Source organism: Cupriavidus basilensis, assembly GCF_008801925.2.
Lineage (GTDB): Bacteria > Pseudomonadota > Gammaproteobacteria > Burkholderiales > Burkholderiaceae > Cupriavidus > Cupriavidus basilensis.
Map to the genome: position 1 here is coordinate 3,195,777 of NZ_CP062804.1, position 14,763 is coordinate 3,210,539.

At 64.4% G+C, this 14,763-nt stretch carries 15 protein-coding genes; 8 read left to right on the forward strand and 7 right to left on the reverse strand.

Annotation, left to right across the window (positions count from 1 at the left end):
* Window positions 1-3: 3 nt before the first annotated feature.
* Genes F7R26_RS35150 through F7R26_RS35160 form a run of 3 tightly spaced genes read right to left on the reverse strand, consistent with a single transcriptional unit; the run spans window position 4 to window position 2,295 of the window.
* Window positions 4-759, reverse strand: coding sequence for a sulfite exporter TauE/SafE family protein (locus F7R26_RS35150; RefSeq protein ID WP_150985162.1), 756 nt, complete (start codon window positions 757-759; stop codon window positions 4-6).
* Window positions 760-766: 7 nt separating this feature from the next.
* Window positions 767-1,141: an antibiotic biosynthesis monooxygenase family protein gene (locus F7R26_RS35155; RefSeq protein WP_150985161.1), complete on the reverse strand. Its 375-nt coding sequence runs from the start codon at window positions 1,139-1,141 to the stop codon at window positions 767-769.
* Window positions 1,142-1,188: 47 nt separating this feature from the next.
* Window positions 1,189-2,295: a cytochrome P450 family protein gene (locus tag F7R26_RS35160; protein ID WP_150985160.1), complete on the reverse strand. Its 1,107-nt coding sequence runs from the start codon at window positions 2,293-2,295 to the stop codon at window positions 1,189-1,191.
* A gap of 226 nt (window positions 2,296-2,521) precedes the next feature.
* Here F7R26_RS35160 and F7R26_RS35165 point away from each other — a divergent pair, with 226 nt between their 5' ends.
* Both F7R26_RS35165 and F7R26_RS35170 read left to right on the forward strand, forming a co-directional pair.
* Window positions 2,522-2,965 (forward strand): MarR family winged helix-turn-helix transcriptional regulator, encoded by a 444-nt coding sequence (locus F7R26_RS35165; RefSeq protein ID WP_338404727.1) that lies wholly within the window; start codon window positions 2,522-2,524, stop codon window positions 2,963-2,965.
* A gap of 166 nt (window positions 2,966-3,131) precedes the next feature.
* Window positions 3,132-3,578 (forward strand): hypothetical protein, encoded by a 447-nt coding sequence (locus F7R26_RS35170; RefSeq protein ID WP_150985159.1) that lies wholly within the window; start codon window positions 3,132-3,134, stop codon window positions 3,576-3,578.
* A 370-nt stretch (window positions 3,579-3,948) separates the two neighbouring features.
* Here the strand turns inward: F7R26_RS35170 and F7R26_RS35175 are convergent, their stop codons facing one another.
* Entirely contained in the window at window positions 3,949-4,671 is a 723-nt protein-coding gene (locus tag F7R26_RS35175; protein ID WP_150985158.1) for a TnsD family Tn7-like transposition protein, read from the reverse strand.
* Here F7R26_RS35175 and F7R26_RS35180 point away from each other — a divergent pair, their 5' ends adjacent.
* A complete protein-coding gene (locus F7R26_RS35180; RefSeq protein ID WP_241754657.1) occupies window positions 4,672-5,568 on the forward strand; it encodes a LysR family transcriptional regulator in 897 nt (298 codons plus the stop codon). It abuts the gene before it with no gap.
* Window positions 5,569-7,086: 1,518 nt separating this feature from the next.
* Here the strand turns inward: F7R26_RS35180 and F7R26_RS35185 are convergent.
* On the reverse strand, window positions 7,087-7,692 hold the full coding sequence (locus tag F7R26_RS35185; protein WP_150985155.1) for a hypothetical protein: 606 nt from the start codon (window positions 7,690-7,692) through the stop codon (window positions 7,087-7,089).
* Window positions 7,693-8,255: 563 nt separating this feature from the next.
* On the opposite strand from F7R26_RS35185, the gene F7R26_RS35190 reads away from it, so the two are divergent.
* The gene (locus F7R26_RS35190) at window positions 8,256-8,945 is read left to right on the forward strand and encodes an ArsR/SmtB family transcription factor (RefSeq protein WP_150985154.1); all 690 of its coding nucleotides are present in this window, start codon (window positions 8,256-8,258) and stop codon (window positions 8,943-8,945) included.
* Between the two features lie 79 nt (window positions 8,946-9,024).
* Entirely contained in the window at window positions 9,025-9,534 is a 510-nt protein-coding gene (locus F7R26_RS35195) for a DUF6630 family protein (RefSeq protein ID WP_150985153.1), read from the forward strand.
* Between the two features lie 33 nt (window positions 9,535-9,567).
* On the opposite strand, the gene F7R26_RS35200 is transcribed toward F7R26_RS35195, so the two are convergent.
* Window positions 9,568-10,497: a LysR family transcriptional regulator gene (locus tag F7R26_RS35200; protein WP_150985152.1), complete on the reverse strand. Its 930-nt coding sequence runs from the start codon at window positions 10,495-10,497 to the stop codon at window positions 9,568-9,570.
* A 191-nt stretch (window positions 10,498-10,688) separates the two neighbouring features.
* Here F7R26_RS35200 and F7R26_RS35205 point away from each other — a divergent pair, with 191 nt between their 5' ends.
* From F7R26_RS35205 to F7R26_RS35215, 3 genes are all read left to right on the forward strand, one after another.
* Window positions 10,689-11,402, forward strand: coding sequence for a TetR/AcrR family transcriptional regulator (locus tag F7R26_RS35205; protein WP_150985150.1), 714 nt, complete (start codon window positions 10,689-10,691; stop codon window positions 11,400-11,402).
* Window positions 11,399-12,793, forward strand: coding sequence for a carotenoid oxygenase family protein (locus F7R26_RS35210; protein WP_150985148.1), 1,395 nt, complete (start codon window positions 11,399-11,401; stop codon window positions 12,791-12,793). The genes F7R26_RS35205 and F7R26_RS35210 overlap by 4 nt, the downstream gene beginning before the upstream one ends.
* Before the next feature lie 82 nt (window positions 12,794-12,875).
* Window positions 12,876-13,454 carry a hypothetical protein gene (locus F7R26_RS35215; protein ID WP_241754658.1) on the forward strand — a complete coding sequence of 193 codons (579 nt, stop codon included), beginning with the start codon at window positions 12,876-12,878 and terminating at the stop codon, window positions 13,452-13,454.
* 174 nt (window positions 13,455-13,628) lie between these two features.
* Here the strand turns inward: F7R26_RS35215 and F7R26_RS35220 are convergent, their stop codons facing one another.
* A complete protein-coding gene (locus tag F7R26_RS35220) occupies window positions 13,629-14,717 on the reverse strand; it encodes a Zn-dependent alcohol dehydrogenase (protein WP_150985147.1) in 1,089 nt (362 codons plus the stop codon).
* Between the last annotated feature and the right edge of the window lie 46 nt (window positions 14,718-14,763).

Genomic DNA, 14,763 nt, shown 5'->3' on the forward strand with positions numbered 1-14,763 from the left:
CGATCAGAACAACCCGCGCAGCGCCAGCTCGGTCCCGAGCAGCAGCAGCCCGCAAAAAAACAGCTTGCGAAAACGCGCCGCGCTGATGCGATGGCGCAGCCACTGGCCGATGAACATGCCGGCCAGCGCCGGCACCAGCGCCAGCAGCGACGCCCCCAGCACCGGCGTGTGCAACAGCGCGCCATGCATCGCCAGGCTCACCGCGAGCGCGATGGTGGACACCGTGAACGACAAGCCAAGCGCCTGCACCAGCGTCTCGCGGTCCAGGCCCAGCCCCTGGATATACGGCACGGCCGGAATCACGAACACGCCCGTGACCGCCGTGATCGCGCCGGTGACCACACCGATCAGCGGCGCCAGCCAGCCCTCGGCCGCCGGCGGCACCTTGGGGTGGAAAGCGACCAGCCCCAGCACCGCGTACAGCACCAGCGCCGCGCCCAGCCATGCGGTGGCATGCACCATCAGGCTAGGCGGCAGCAGCGCGGCGGCCAGCCACGTGCCCACGCAGATCGCGGCCAGCAAGGGCCACATCCGCCGTGCCAGCTCGCCAAGCCGCGGCCCGGTGTAGAGCTGCACGACGTTGGTGACCATGGAAGGCGCGACCAGCAGCGCCGCGGCCTGCGCCGGCGGCATCGCCAGCCCCAACAGCCCTACCGCCACGGTAGGCAGCCCAAGCCCCACCACGCCCTTGACCAGCCCGGCAAGCAAGAAGGTAAAGCCGATCAGCGTGGTCTGCCCATTCAGGAAAATCGATTCCATGCCGCCCTCACTGTGCCGGCGACGCGGACGCCGCGATAGGTGCGTGCACGGCGCGGCTGTCCGCCGGCGCCTCGTCGCGTTCATGCAGGCCGTAGTCGCGCAGCACCTGCGCCACGCGCAGCCGATAGCCCGCGAACACGCCGCCCCGCCCGGCCGACTGCGCCAGCCGGTGCGCCTCGGTATTGCGCCACGCCATGACCGCGGCCTCGTCGCGGAAGAACGAGAGCGACAGCAGCTTGCCCGGATTGGTCAGGCTCTGGAAGCGCTCCACCGAGATAAAGCCGTCGATGGCCTCCAGCGTGGGCCGCAGTTGCGCGGCGATCTGCATGTACGTGTCCTTGCGGCCCTCGGCCGGCTCGACTTCGAAGATGACTGCAATCATGGTGGGGTCCTATTGACTTGACTCGACTTGACTTGACTCGACTTGCTTCACAGAAAATGCGGAATGCGCGCGTTGACCGATGGCCGATAGCGGAACGCGCGCGCCAGTGGCGCCGGATCCGCGCCACGCGCCAGCAGCGCGGCCACCACGGCCTGCGCCACCGTAGACGCCAGCGCGTCGCCGGGACATGCATGGCGGCCGCGCCCGAAGGTCCAGGGCGCGGGCGTCGCAGCCTCGCTCTGTTCGAGCGAGGCTGCCGCCAGCACGACCAGCACCGCATCGCCCGTTTTCAGTTGCGCTCCACACAGGCGAACATCGGCCGCCAGGAAGCGCCGGGTGTTTTGCACCGGCGGATGCTCCCGCAGCACGCGTGCGGCCACGCAGTCCAACGCGGGCAGCTCTCGCCCATGGGACGTATCCCGGCCCAGGCACAGCAGCATGTTGCCGACCAGGCCGGCGGTGGCCTCGCATGCCTGGATCAGCAGGCCGATCGCATTGGTTGCGATGATCTCCCGCGCCACGCCGGCCGCCAGCGCTTCCTGCACCAGTGCGTCCAGCGGCGGCGCGGATGACAGGCTCGTGCGCATCCAGGCCTGGAGCCATGTGGCGGCCTCGCTCCCCGCGGCAATCTCCTGCGCACTCGCCAGCGGCGACATGGCCCGCGCGAAGGCTGCCACATGGTCCGCTACGCATGGCTTACCGGTCACCGGCAATCCAAGTGCATCGGCTACCGCCAGCACCGGCAAGGTGAACATCCAGTGGTTCACGGCGGCACCGGGCCGGACGGCGTCAAACGGCAGATCCTGCGCCAGCGCCGACACCCTCGCCCCCATGCCGGCAAGCGCCAGGCACGCCATGTGTTTGCGCAGCACGCCCTTTAGCGGCGCATGCCAGTCCCCATCGTTCATGCGGATCAGGCCGCCAAACAGCGCGCCGGCCGGGCTGCCCGCGAGCGCTGGCGGCACGGCTTGCGCGGGCGGCCGCACACGGCAAGCGGGATGGGTCAGCACGGCCTGCACCTCGGCCGCGCCGGCGGCAACCCATAGCCCGAGCGCTTCGTCGCGATAGAACGGACGCTGCGCGGCAAGGGTACGGTAGTACGGCGCTGGATCGGGGTGTGTCACGGCGCAAAGCGGGTCGGACGGCATCGGCATAGCGGTCGGCAAAGGCATGGGGTGGCGGATCGAGAGCACACAAGCAGTATGCCGTCGCGCGCCGCTCGACGTTTCATGACGATGTGAAATGTGGAATGCGGACCCGGGCAGCCAAGCCGGGGGATGCCATGCCCGTCAAGCGTACGGGCCTTTGACAATTCACCCCAGCATCGTAAACTGGTTGTCAATTACAAGGACATTCATGCGAATTCAGAAGAGCGAACAATTGACCAGCATCGTCCTGTCGGTGTTTCAGCTCAACGGCCGGCTCCTGGCCTGGGGCGACAGCTTCGTGGCCCCGCAGGGATTGACGAGCGCGCGCTGGCAAATGCTCGGCGCGCTTGCGCTTGCCGGCAAATCACTGACCGCACCGCAGATCGCGGCCAATATGGGCGTAACCCGGCAAGGCGCACTGAAGCAACTCAATCTGCTTGCCGACGAGGGCTTCATCGAAGCGCGTCCCAACCCCATGCACAAGCGCTCGCCGCTATACGTGCTCACCGAACGCGGCCAACGCACCTACCGCACAGTGGACCGGCAGTGGCGGGAGCACGCGGCAAAGCTTGCTGCCGCATTCAGCGCGGCCGACCTGGAGGCCGCCGCCAGAGTGATCGAGGGACTTGCTGCGATGCATGCCGAGGTCGACGCCGAAGTGGACGCCGGCGCATAGCGCACACGCGCCCGGGAAAGCACGGTCAAGAGGGGCGACGGCAAGAGGCGCCCGGCATGCTGGCGCCCTTGCGCTTCCTTACAATCTCCTACCGAACCCACATTGACAACCAGTTTCCATTGATGGAAACTGGTTGTCAATCTTTGAAAGCGGAAGGAGAAGATCCATGAAGCCGATCGTGCATGGCATCGCCGGCAGCGTGGCAATGCTGACCGTTGCCACCTTCTGGACGTCGACACTCATCTCCGAGGCGTTCCTCGACCACGCTGCCGTGGCGCTGGTCAAGCAATGTGTGGTGTACGGGCTGGTGCTGCTGATTACGGCCATGGCCGCCACCGGGGCGACCGGCTTTGCCCTCTCCCGGCACAGGCAGGGCCGCATCGTGGACGGCAAGAAGAAGCGCATGCCCTTGATCGCCGCGAACGGCCTGCTGGTCCTGTTGCCCTGCGCGCTCTTCCTGAGCGCCAAGGCGCAGGCCGGTGCGTTCGATACCTCGTTCTACGTCGTCCAGGCCATCGAACTGGCAATGGGTGCCTTGCAACTGACCCTGCTGGGCATGAGCTTTCGAGACGGCATGCGGCTGGCTGGCAAGCTGAAGCCAAAAGCACGATGAACCTGCGCTAGGTGCTCCGTTACCTCGGATCCCTGCCAGAAGGCAGGCTGAGTCCTGACGCCGCCGCTTCGCGAGGAATGCCGGAGATCACTTTTCTTTCCGCGCGCACGTGTGCGGCGGCCACCGCTATTGACCTCGGACATTAAAGATCTTGCGACAACGCCGCTAAGTCCCTGACATATATAGGCACCCTCCCAACGCCCCTTCCAAATAGTACTTTCAGAGCGTTTACGCCCCCGACATTAGAGTGCTTTCGGAATGTTTTACTCGAAAATACGCTCTTTAGGGCAATTTCAAGCACAACCTCGAGGAGGACGCCCAAGAAAAAGCCGCCCCAAGGGGCGGCTGGACGAACCACTGACTCCACAGGTTAGTGAACAGCGGCGACCTGTCGCAGCGGCTTCCACACGTTGCCTTCCGTCAGACGTGACAGGGTGGCAATAGTGTTCGGCAACAGTCTGGCATAGCACCGCAGGACGCTCTGACTGATACCTGCTTCCTTTAGCAACCCGGTCGTTGTCAACGCTCGCACCCTTCCCATCCTGAGCAAACGTGAAGCGGCAGCCACCAGTTCCTCGGGATACTCTTCGTCCCGAGCTTTCCAATCGGCCATCATTCTTAGCGGATGATTGTGCTTTTTACGGTACGCAGCCATGGTTTCCTGCAACCATGAACGATCCCCAGCAAATATACGGTCATACAGCGAGCGGCTATTTTGCAAGGCTTCTTTGGGATGCTGAGGCGCGATCTCCTCCAGAACGGCAAGCCACGCGCTCCGCAGGGCCGCTCGTTCCTCCGGACTTAGAGCGTTCGCTTCAGACTTCAGCAGCCTATCCCAGTAGACCAAGTTGGATTGCGTGACGCCCATCATTACCGCAATCTCGGAGGCCAGATTACCCTGACGGCGAAGCCTGGCGTACTCGCGCATCCAAGGTTCACCATATCTAGACACCCTGGCTACATCGCCCATCGAGATGGGCTTACCAGCAAACTCAGCCCTCACGTGTCCGGAAAATCCGCATTTGCATGAGATGAAGATCTTTCCAGGATCAGACACGCGTGGCATGGTCTTCGCCGCGATAGTATCCGACATTTGCGCTTCCTCGAACTGGTGGCGGAGCACGGATCTCTGTCGACGGCAGCCGAGCAACTGGCGCTTAGCCAGCCGGCAGCCACCAAGATGCTGCAAGACCTGGAGGCCGCTTTCGGTGCAGAACTGGTCGCACGCAACACGCGCGGCGCGGCGCTGGCCCCCGCAGGGCTAGTGGCGCTGGACCGCTTGCGCATCGCGCTCAGTGCGCTTGCGGCAGCGGCGCAGTCGATGGAAGAAGCGCCGCCGATACCAGTAGTGCGGCTGGGCGTGCTGCCGCTCGTCGGCGTGGTTGCGCTGCCGAAGCTGCTGGCGGCTATTACCGAACGGCCCGACAGCCCAAGGCTTGTCGTGCATGAGTCCACCGTGGCTGGGCTGCTCGCGATGCTCAGCAGTGGCGACCTCGACTGCATGGTCGGCCGGGTTGGGCCCGATCTGGAAGAGCCTGCGACGAGCGAATTGTTGGTGACGCCACTATGGGACGAGCGCCTTGCTATTGCTTGCGCACTAGACCACCCGGTGGGCCGCAAGCGTATGGTCGGGTTGGCTGAACTACGCGAACTGGACTGGGTGGTAGCGCCACGTGGCGCGCACACGCGCCAGGTGTTTGAGGAGCCCTTCCTGTCGGCCGGCATCTTGCCACCACGTGCCAAGGTCGAATCGTTCTCCTTCCACACCAACTTGTGCGTGGTGACGAATAGCAGGCTGCTTACCGTGGCCCCGGAAAGTGCGGTACGGCACTACGCGCAGCTAGGCATGGTGTGTTCGGTGCGCCACGGAATCTCGTTCCCGGCGGGGCGCACTGTGTTTATCATGCGGAAAGACATGGCGGCTTCGCCAAGCGTGATGCAAATTCGGGAGGATCTCATCAGCCTGATGAGCAGCCACTCCGAGTACTGAAAAGGCAGCTATGGCTCACGAAGCTGCGCCACAAAGGTTACGAACTCCTGGAACGACTGGCAGCTGCTGCGGAAAGGGCGAACTTCGCACTGAATACTAGGAAGCAGGAAGGCCCGGCGCCCTCAATCACAGCATTCAATATTGCCCTCACCAAAGGCTCATTGAGCATCGAAGCGGATCGGCTGGCAAAATTCGTTGACGCCCCAGCGTGGCTGCCACGGATCAACAGCGCCTGTTCGCTCGTTTTACCCGGCGGCCCGGGTCCGCAACGTATTGAATCGACAGTAGTTCCAATTACCGGAAAGCCTTCGATTTTCTACACACTTCGCGCTCCAACGCGCAAAACAATTCAATCTAAATCATGCGACCTCCACACACGTATACACTCATGTCACACGTCGGCCGAGCACGAGCCGCCCGACATTAGGGCCGCCCTTTCCGTATGAAAGGCTTCGGTGGTGACCGCCTCGTTGGTCGGCTAGATACGGCAGCGACGGGGGGATATCGGTCTCTGTGGGAAAGAGTTGAGACGACCGGCACGCGGGCGAAGATAGCGCGTGACTCGAATGACTGTCGGATCCTGGCAAATCTGGCTGGAGGAAGGCGACACCCAAGCTTACGCACAGGGGGCCTTCGGCTATCCCTTTCATATCTCAAAGAGCATATCCTCACAAAAGATTGCAACTCTCAAGAGAGATATCCTCCCAAGATATTGCATATGCTTACGTGAGGATATGAACTAGGTTATTCCCTTTGAATCTCTCGGAAATAGATTTCACCGGAATAACCATCCTTCCTATCTGCGATCTTCATAATGGACTCTCGCGCGTATGTTGACCGCTTCGCGGACTGGCAGCCAGGACGGACAGGTCTTGGCATGCACTCGCTCGGTTGCGCTGCTCAGGTTTCAGAGGCGGGTCTCGGTCAAGGGTCCGGTTCTCGAATGTCAGCCACGCATCGAGCCAAGATTCCCTCCTGAGCACACCGACTCAGTATGAGTTTTCCTCTCCATATGAACTCCGACAGAGAGGAGCCCCACTCGAAATAACTGGCCAAGTAGTCCACTAGGCGAAACAGAGGTATGAGGCCCGTACTTCTCGCGCCTCATGTACAGGGACACAAGACGGCCGCAGCCCTACAACTCGGCGAACTCTGCGACGAACACAACATCTGAAAGTCCGCGAACAAGGCCCAGTTGGGAGTCGCTGACGAAATCACACCCTGGCTGCCGCTCTGCGCTCGTCGAACGGACGCGGCAATCTTATGTAGTGCCTCTTCGACCTGAACTCGGGGACGAGCAACGCAACTTCATTTATTCGTATCGACCGTGTCGGAAACGCCCCGTCGTAGCCACAGCGGTAAGGCGACCCTGACTCCGATTGAGCGGAGGCGCGACATTTTGATGTATGCGAGTCTAGCGATTGGGCAGCTTGGGCAGACATGCTGCCGTGGGCGACCGCAACGCCTCTTTGGACACGTAGCGTAAAGACGAGGGCCGCCTAGCAGCCCTCGTCAAGTTCAATTGGCGCTATCCCGATGACAGAGCAGGTATTTGATGGCCTTGAAACCTGCTGGCCGCGGGAGAAGCGGTACCCGAGTCGAGACAAGCGGGAATGCTGCGCCGTGGGCTTCGCAGAACGCAATCATGCTTGTCCATGGCTCTGCATCGCCGCATCCGTCCGTCGCAGCCTCCGGCTCGTCCGTCACATGAACATCAGCTGGCATTGTCGGCAGGAAGAATCGGTAGCACTCTTCGCCGTGCTCGCCGACGCCGAGCACAATCGGCACGACCTTCATCCGCTTCCAGAAGTCGATGGCCATCCAGACATCTGGGTCTTGAGCGTCAGCGAGCCAGACAATCTCCAGCTCGCCGAGTGAGAGTTTTGTCGAGATGATGGGGTGCGTACCAACCTGCTCGCGGTCGAAGCGGATGGTCGCTGGAGCGAAATCTTGCGGTAGGCGCTCCCAGCAGGAGTCCGCCACCGGGCATGTCAATGCGCCGGCGTGGGGAGGTGGCCCTGCCGGCAGGTCTGACTTTCGCCAGAATCGCATGAGGAAATCCAGGGTACCGACGGCATGCACACCGCCGCCAAAATCATTCAGTCGTTTTACATCATGGGACACGCTTACTCCTAGCATGGAGGTTGCGAGGACGGCCGACTAGCCGCTCGCACAGGACTGTGTGCCTGCATAGAAATATAGGTTCGCGAGCACCCCATGATTTGCGCGGATGAGCACTTCAGGCGTTCAACGTGGGCAAGGCGAGGAGAATTCCCCACGAATGGAGGCTGCTTTTGGAGGAAGGCTGGCGCGAGTATTTGTGCGGTATTCGCACAAACCCAGCCCAGCGCAGCGCTGTGCTTTCCCGAGCAGGGCGTGTGTGGAACGGGGGACGTGCAGGGATGTGAGGGTGAAGAGCGCGAAGATGGGAGCAGGATAGGAAGGAAGACGGCGAGTGGACTGAAGGTGGACCGACGCGAGGAGTGCGCTCTGAAGAGCGGGGAAAAGCTGGAAGGGCGCTTCCCGTATGGCAAGGACGGCGGTAACCGGGACGCCGCTAATACATTTCGTAAGCACTCTAATGCCCTGCAAGGACTTTGATGTCTAGCAAGGACTTTAATGTCCGAGGTCAGCTATCGTCCCCCGAGCGTCTATACTGCATTCGTTGCTTCACTGCGGAATGAACTATGGAATACGCTCCCAGCATCAGCCAGATGGCCGGCCTGCTTGCCGACCCGGGACGCGCCGCCATGTTGTGGGCGCTGATGGACGGCAGCGCCCGCCCGGCCGGCGAGCTTGCGGCCATCGCCGGCTTGTCGGCATCGTCCACCAGCGGTCACCTGGCGCGGCTCAGTGAGGGTGGCCTGCTCGCCGTGCAGACGCGCGGGCGCAATCGCTACTACCGGCTCGCCACGCCGGAGATCGGTGTCGCCATCGAGGCGCTCGCCAGTGCGTCGCTGGCCAGCCAGCCGCCGCGCGTGCGCGCGGTGCCCGCGTCGCGTACCGCGCCGGCGGCCTTGCGCCAGGCGCGCACCTGCTACGACCACCTGGCGGGCGAGTTGGCGGTTTCCCTGTTCGAGCGCATGTCGCATGCCAACTGGATCGTGGTGGACGGCACGGCAGTGGACCTCACCGACAGCGGCAGTGCGGGCATGGTGCAGCTTGGCGTGGACCTGGATCTCGCGCGCCGCAAGCGGCGGCAGTTTGCCTGCACCTGCCCCGACTGGAGCGAGCGCAAGCCGCACCTTGGCGGCGCGCTTGGCGCGGCGCTGCTCGATAACATGATGGCCAACAGCTGGATCGAGCCCACGACCACATCGCGCGCGCTGCGCGTGACGCCGCGCGGGCAACGCGAGATCCTGCGCATTGCCGGCTGAGCGCAAGCTCATCCTTGGACAACACCTTTTCCGATTTCAATGCGCCGAGCCGGCGCCGCACCGATGGAGGGCTGATGCAATGAGCGACGAACTGAGTAACGAGGCGCGCGAGGCGCTCTGGCGCCTGATTGAGCTGATCGACTTCGACGACGCAGCCATGGTGGAGAAGCACCAGATGCTGTTCGACGAAGCCCTCGCCAACTCGGACGACGCGGATGTGGTCGAGGGCCAGGAACTGCTCTGGATCCTGAAGGACGTGATCGACTGGGAAGCGGGCTTCTACGTGGACTGGAAAGACACCTCATCTTTCATCAGTTGCATGGATGAGCTGTGCGCCAGGGTCGATATCGAGCTGGACTGGGGCGTGGAGGATCCGGAGGACGAGGAGTTCCTGGAGAAAGCCAGCGTGCCCGAGCTGATGGAACTGGCTCATGAGCAGTTGCGGCTGGCCGGCATCACGCTCTGGAACTGGAACACCGATGGCGATGCCTATGCAGGCTGGATCGCCCGCGCCGAGGATGATGAGGAAATGACCACCCTGGCCGAAACACTGGGGCTGGAGATCAGGACAGGCGACCAGGCGTATTGAGGCTGCGGAGCCGGCCCCGGTCGCAGCGCGGCCTCAGCCGGTGATCCCCACGCCAACCGCGCCTTGCTGATTCGTGGCGCCCAGGGTGCGCTCCAGCACATCGAGAAATGCCCTGACGCTGGCCGGCATCAGCTTGCGCGCGGGCATCAGCACAAACACCTTCAGCGGCGACGACGAATACGCCGGCAGCACCCGCACAAGGCGCCCCTGCTCCAGTTCATCCTGCGCGTAGCGCGGCGACAGGCGGGCCACGCCAAGGCCATCGGTGGCGGCTTTCAGGCGGATCTCCGCACTCTGCGTGCGCATGCGCGGCTCCACCGCCATGCTGGCCACCTCCACATCGTCGCGCAGGAACTCCCAGCGCCGGTCCTCGGCGTCGCCCAGCAGGGGCCAGCCGGCCAGCTCCTGTGGCGTGCGCGGCAGGCCCCGCGCGCGGATCAGCGCTGGCGCGGCAAAAAAGCCGCGCTCGATGCGCACTACCCGCTTGCTGGCAAAGGAGCTGTCGTGCAGGCCGGTGGTCGTCGTCACAAAGGCCAGGTCGTAGCCTTGCCCGACCAGGTCGGGCTGCTCCCAGCTCACATCGACCTGCACGCGCAGCTCTGGATGCAGCCGCAGCAGTTGTGTGAGGATGGGCGAGATATGCAGGGAGCCAACCTCGTAGGGTGTGGAAATGCGCAGCGTTCCGCTGACTTGCTCGCTGACCGACACTGCCTCGGCGCTGATTTCGCGCAGCTCGTTAAACAGGGGCGCAACCCGGTCGTAGAGTTGCTGGCCCCGCTCGGTCACCCGCACGCGGCGCGTGGTGCGCTCGAACAGGCGCACGCCCAGCTGCACCTCCAGCCGCGACACCGCCGCGCTGGCGGATGACTTCGGCACGTCGGCCAGATCCGCCCCCTTGGTGAAACTGGCGCCCTCCACCACCCGGCAGAAAATTTCCCAGTCCTTCCATTCGATCGTCTTCATTCGCCATCCCCGTGCCACGTGGCGCGCCTCGTGAGTCGTGCGCGTCAATGTGGGGGATTGTCCCATGCGGCGAACAATGACGTGCGGGCAACTAGCGGGCAGAGTTGCCTTCCATTCTTTCCTTGACTATTTACATCGTAAATCTACACTGTAAATTATCGTTTCCGAAGCAACGCCTTACCGCACCAGACATGGCAAGAAACCTCACCCAGGAAGAGATCGACGCGTTCAAGGCCCGCCTGTGCGCGGTAGCGGAGCGGCGCTTCGTCGAAGGCGGCGTCGCCAGCGTGAGCATGCGCCAGCTCGCCGAGGAACTGGGCTGCAGCCCGATGACGCCCTACCGTTACTTCAAGGACAAGGACGACATCCTGGCGACGGTGCGCACCGCCGCGTTCGACCGTTTCGCCGCCGCCCTTGAAGCCGCAGGCGCCAGCGTTGCCGAGCCGCGCGAACGCGCGCGCGCGGTGGGCGAGGCCTATCTCGCCTTTGCCTTTGCCGAGCCCAATGCCTACCGGCTGATGTTCGACATGACCCAGCCGGACGACGACCGCTACCCCGACCTGGAGCGCGCCGGCTCGCGTGCGCGCCGCACCATGAGCGCGCATCTGGAGACCATGGCGCAGCGCGGCCTGATCCATGGCGACCCGCAGGTGCTGAGCTATGTGATCTGGGCCTCGATCCACGGGCTGGTGATGCTGCGCCTGGCCGGCAAGCTGCCCGGCGACCCCGACTTCCGCGTCATCCACGCGGAGATGTTGCGGCTGCTGGCTGCCGGCATGCGCGCGCCCATGCCCGACGCCAGCTTGGAAGCAGGTCATGAAGCAGATCGCAAAGCCGTTAGCGAACCCGTCCCCCCAGCTACGCCAACGCCAATCCGGCAGCAGCGCAAAAGGAGCTCCCAATGAGCCAGCCGTTCCCGTCCACGCCCTATCTCAGCGGCAACTTCGCCCCCATCCTGATGGAATGCGATGCGCCCGACCTGCCGGTACTTGGCGAGCTGCCGCGCGCGCTGCGCGGCACGCTCTACCGCAACGGGCCAAACCCGCAGTACGCCCCGCGCGATGCGCATTACCACTGGTTCATCGGCGATGGCATGGTGCACGCCTTCCACATGGAAGACGGCCGCGTGCGCTACCGCAACCGCTGGGTACGCACCAACAAGTTCCAGCGCGAGCAGGCCGCGGGGCAGGCGCTGTTCGGCAGCTGGGGCAACCCGGCCACCACCGATCCGTCAGTGCTCGGGCAAAACGGCGGCGTGGCCAACACCAATATCCTCAGCCACGCCGGCCGCCTGCTGGCGCTGGAAGAAGCCGACCTGCCGGTGGAGCTGGACGCCCAGACCCTGGCCACGCGCGGCGATGTCGACTACGGCGGCAAGCTCACTGGCGCGATGACCGCGCACCCCAAGGTGGACCCGGTGACCGGCGAGATGGTGTTCTTCGCTTACTCGACCGATGGCCCCTTCACTCCCGGCATGCGCTACGGCGTGGTGGATCGCAACGGGCAGCTGCAGCGCCTTGAACACTTCGAAGCGCCGTTTCCCAGCATGGTCCACGATTTCCTGGTCACGCAGAAGCATGTGCTGTTTCCCATCCTGCCGCTGGCCGGCAGCATGGAGCGCGCCATGCGCGGCGAGCCGGCTTACGTGTGGGAGCCGCAAAAGGGCTCGCACATCGGCATCATGCCGCGCAATGGCGGCACCGCGCAGATGCGCTGGTTCCGCGGCGAGGCCTGCTACGTATTTCACGTGATGAATGCCTGGGACGCCGGCAACAAGGTCATCGCCGACGTGATGCAGTATGAATCCTCCCCCATCTTCAATCCCGACGGCAACGGCACCGGCGCGCGGCTGTGCCGCTGGACCTTCGACATGGCCGGCAAGTCGGACACGTTCACGCGCGAATACCTGGACGACACGGCGGGCGAGTTCCCGCGCTTCGACGAGCGCTTCTCCACGCTGCCTTATCACCATGGCTACTACGCGTTCCGCCAGTACGAGAGCAGCGTGCGCGGCAGCTACGACAGCCTGGCCCACCTGGACCTGCGCAGCGGCAAGCGCGCCACCTACCAGTTGCCCGAGGGCGATGCCTTCTCCGAGCCGGTGTTTGTGCCGCGCGCGGCCGACAGTGCCGAAGGCGATGGCTGGCTGCTGGCTACCGTCTACCGGGGCGCGCAGGCGCGCAGCGACCTGGTCGTGCTGGATGCCAGCGCGGTTGCCGATGGGCCGGTTGCCACGGTACAGCTTTCGCACCGCGTGCCGTTCGGCTTTCATGGCAACTGGTGCGGCGCGGACTGATCCGGCAACAAGACACGCATCGACATTCACTGCCTGGCGGCCGGGCTTGCTTCGGGCCGCAAACCACCCCAAGGAGAGCAGCATGGGAATGCTGATTGGATTTGCCCCGTTCGTCGCTTTTTTTATCGCCATGCGGAGCATCTCGCCGCTGGCCGGCCTGGCCGCGGCCTTCGTGGTCTCGCTGTTGCTGTGCCTGCGCATGTGGCGGCGCGGCGAATCGCTCAAGGTGCTGGAGCTTGGCAGCCTGGCCTTGTTTGCGTTGCTGCTGCTATATACCATCAGCGCCGCGCCGCAATGGACGGTGGCCACGGTGCGGCTCGCGGTGGATGCGGGCCTGCTGGCGATCGTGGTGGTCTCGCTGGCGATCGGGCGCCCGTTCACGCTGCAATATGCCCGCGAGCAGGTGCCCCAGGAATACTGGGCGTCGCCGCGCTTCCTGGCGGTAAACCGGCATATCACGCTGGCGTGGGCCGCCGCGCTGGCCGTGATGGTAGCCGCCGACGCGGCGGCGGAATACGTCAGCGCCATCCCGTTGTGGGTCGACGTGGCGGCGACGGTGGCTGCGTTCGCCGGCGCCGTGATCTTCACGGTGCGCTACCCGGCAGCTGTGCGGCGGGCAGCCGAGGCGGCGGCGGCCACGCCGGGCCGGCCGCTGGCATAGCCGGAAGCCACCCGGCCCCACAGGCTTCTGGTGCGTTTCTCCCCGATCTGTGGCGAATTTCCCGCACGGAGAGCGGGAGGCGCTTTTGCCATGAAGCCAAGCACCAATGCCGGCCTGTTGCGGGCGGCGCGCTGGCGTGGCGGGGAAAACGGCGGCCTAGGCCGCCGCCGGGCTTCAGTGCTCGAACATGATCACGGAGCGCGCCAGTTCGCCGCGGCGCAGTTCGTCAAAGGCCTCGTTGATGTTCTCCAGCGGCATGCGGCGCGAAATCAGCTCGTCCAGCTTGAGCTTGCCCGACAGGTAGAAATCGACCAGCCGCGGCATATCCACCGGGAAGCGGTTGGAGCCCATCATCGAGCCCTGGATGCGCTTCTCGGCCAGGAAGTCCGTGCCCTTGATCTCGATCTTCACGCCCGGCGCGATCATGCCGATCACCGTGGCGGTGCCGCCGCGGCGCAGCATGGAGAAGGCTTGCTCTGCGGTCTGCTTCAGGCCGATGGCTTCGAACGCATGGTGCACGCCGCCACGGGTCAGCTCGCGCACGGCTTCCACCGCATCCACGTCAGCCGCGTTGATCACATCGGTCGCGCCGAATTGCCTGGCAAGTTCCAGCTTGCCGGGCACCCGGTCGATCGCGATAATGCGGCCCGCGCCGGCAATGGCCGCGCTGTTGATGGTGGCCAGGCCGATGCCGCCGCAGCCGATCACCGCCACGGTCTCGCCCGGGCTCACGCGCGCGGTGTGGATGACCGCGCCCATGCCGGTGGTCACCGCGCAGCCAATCAGCGCGGCGCGGTCCAGCGGCATATCGCGGCGGATGGCCACCAGCGCGTGCTCGTGGATCAGCATCTGCTCGGCAAAGGCCGACAGGTTCAGGAACTGGTTCATCGGCCCGCCCTTGGCCGCCAGCAGGCGCGGCTCCTCACCCTCGCGGCGCTTGGTGTCGGGCTCCACGCACAGCGACAGGTGGCCGGTCAGGCAGTGCTCGCAGTGTCCGCAATAGGCCGACAGGCAAGTGATCACGTGATCGCCGGGCTTGACCGTGCGCACTTCGGAACCCACCTGCTCGACCACGCCGGCCGCCTCGTGCCCGAGCACAACCGGCATCGGGAAGGGATAGGCGCCGTCTAGAAAATGCAGGTCCGAGTGGCAAACACCCACCGCCGCCGTGCGCAGCAGCACCTCGTGCGGGCCCGGCTTGCCAATGGCGACGTCTTCGATCACCAGCGGGGTCTTGGGTTGATGCAGGACAGCGGCTTTCATGGGTCTCCTCGTTGTTCGATCTCGTTTGGCACAATTCGCTACGATT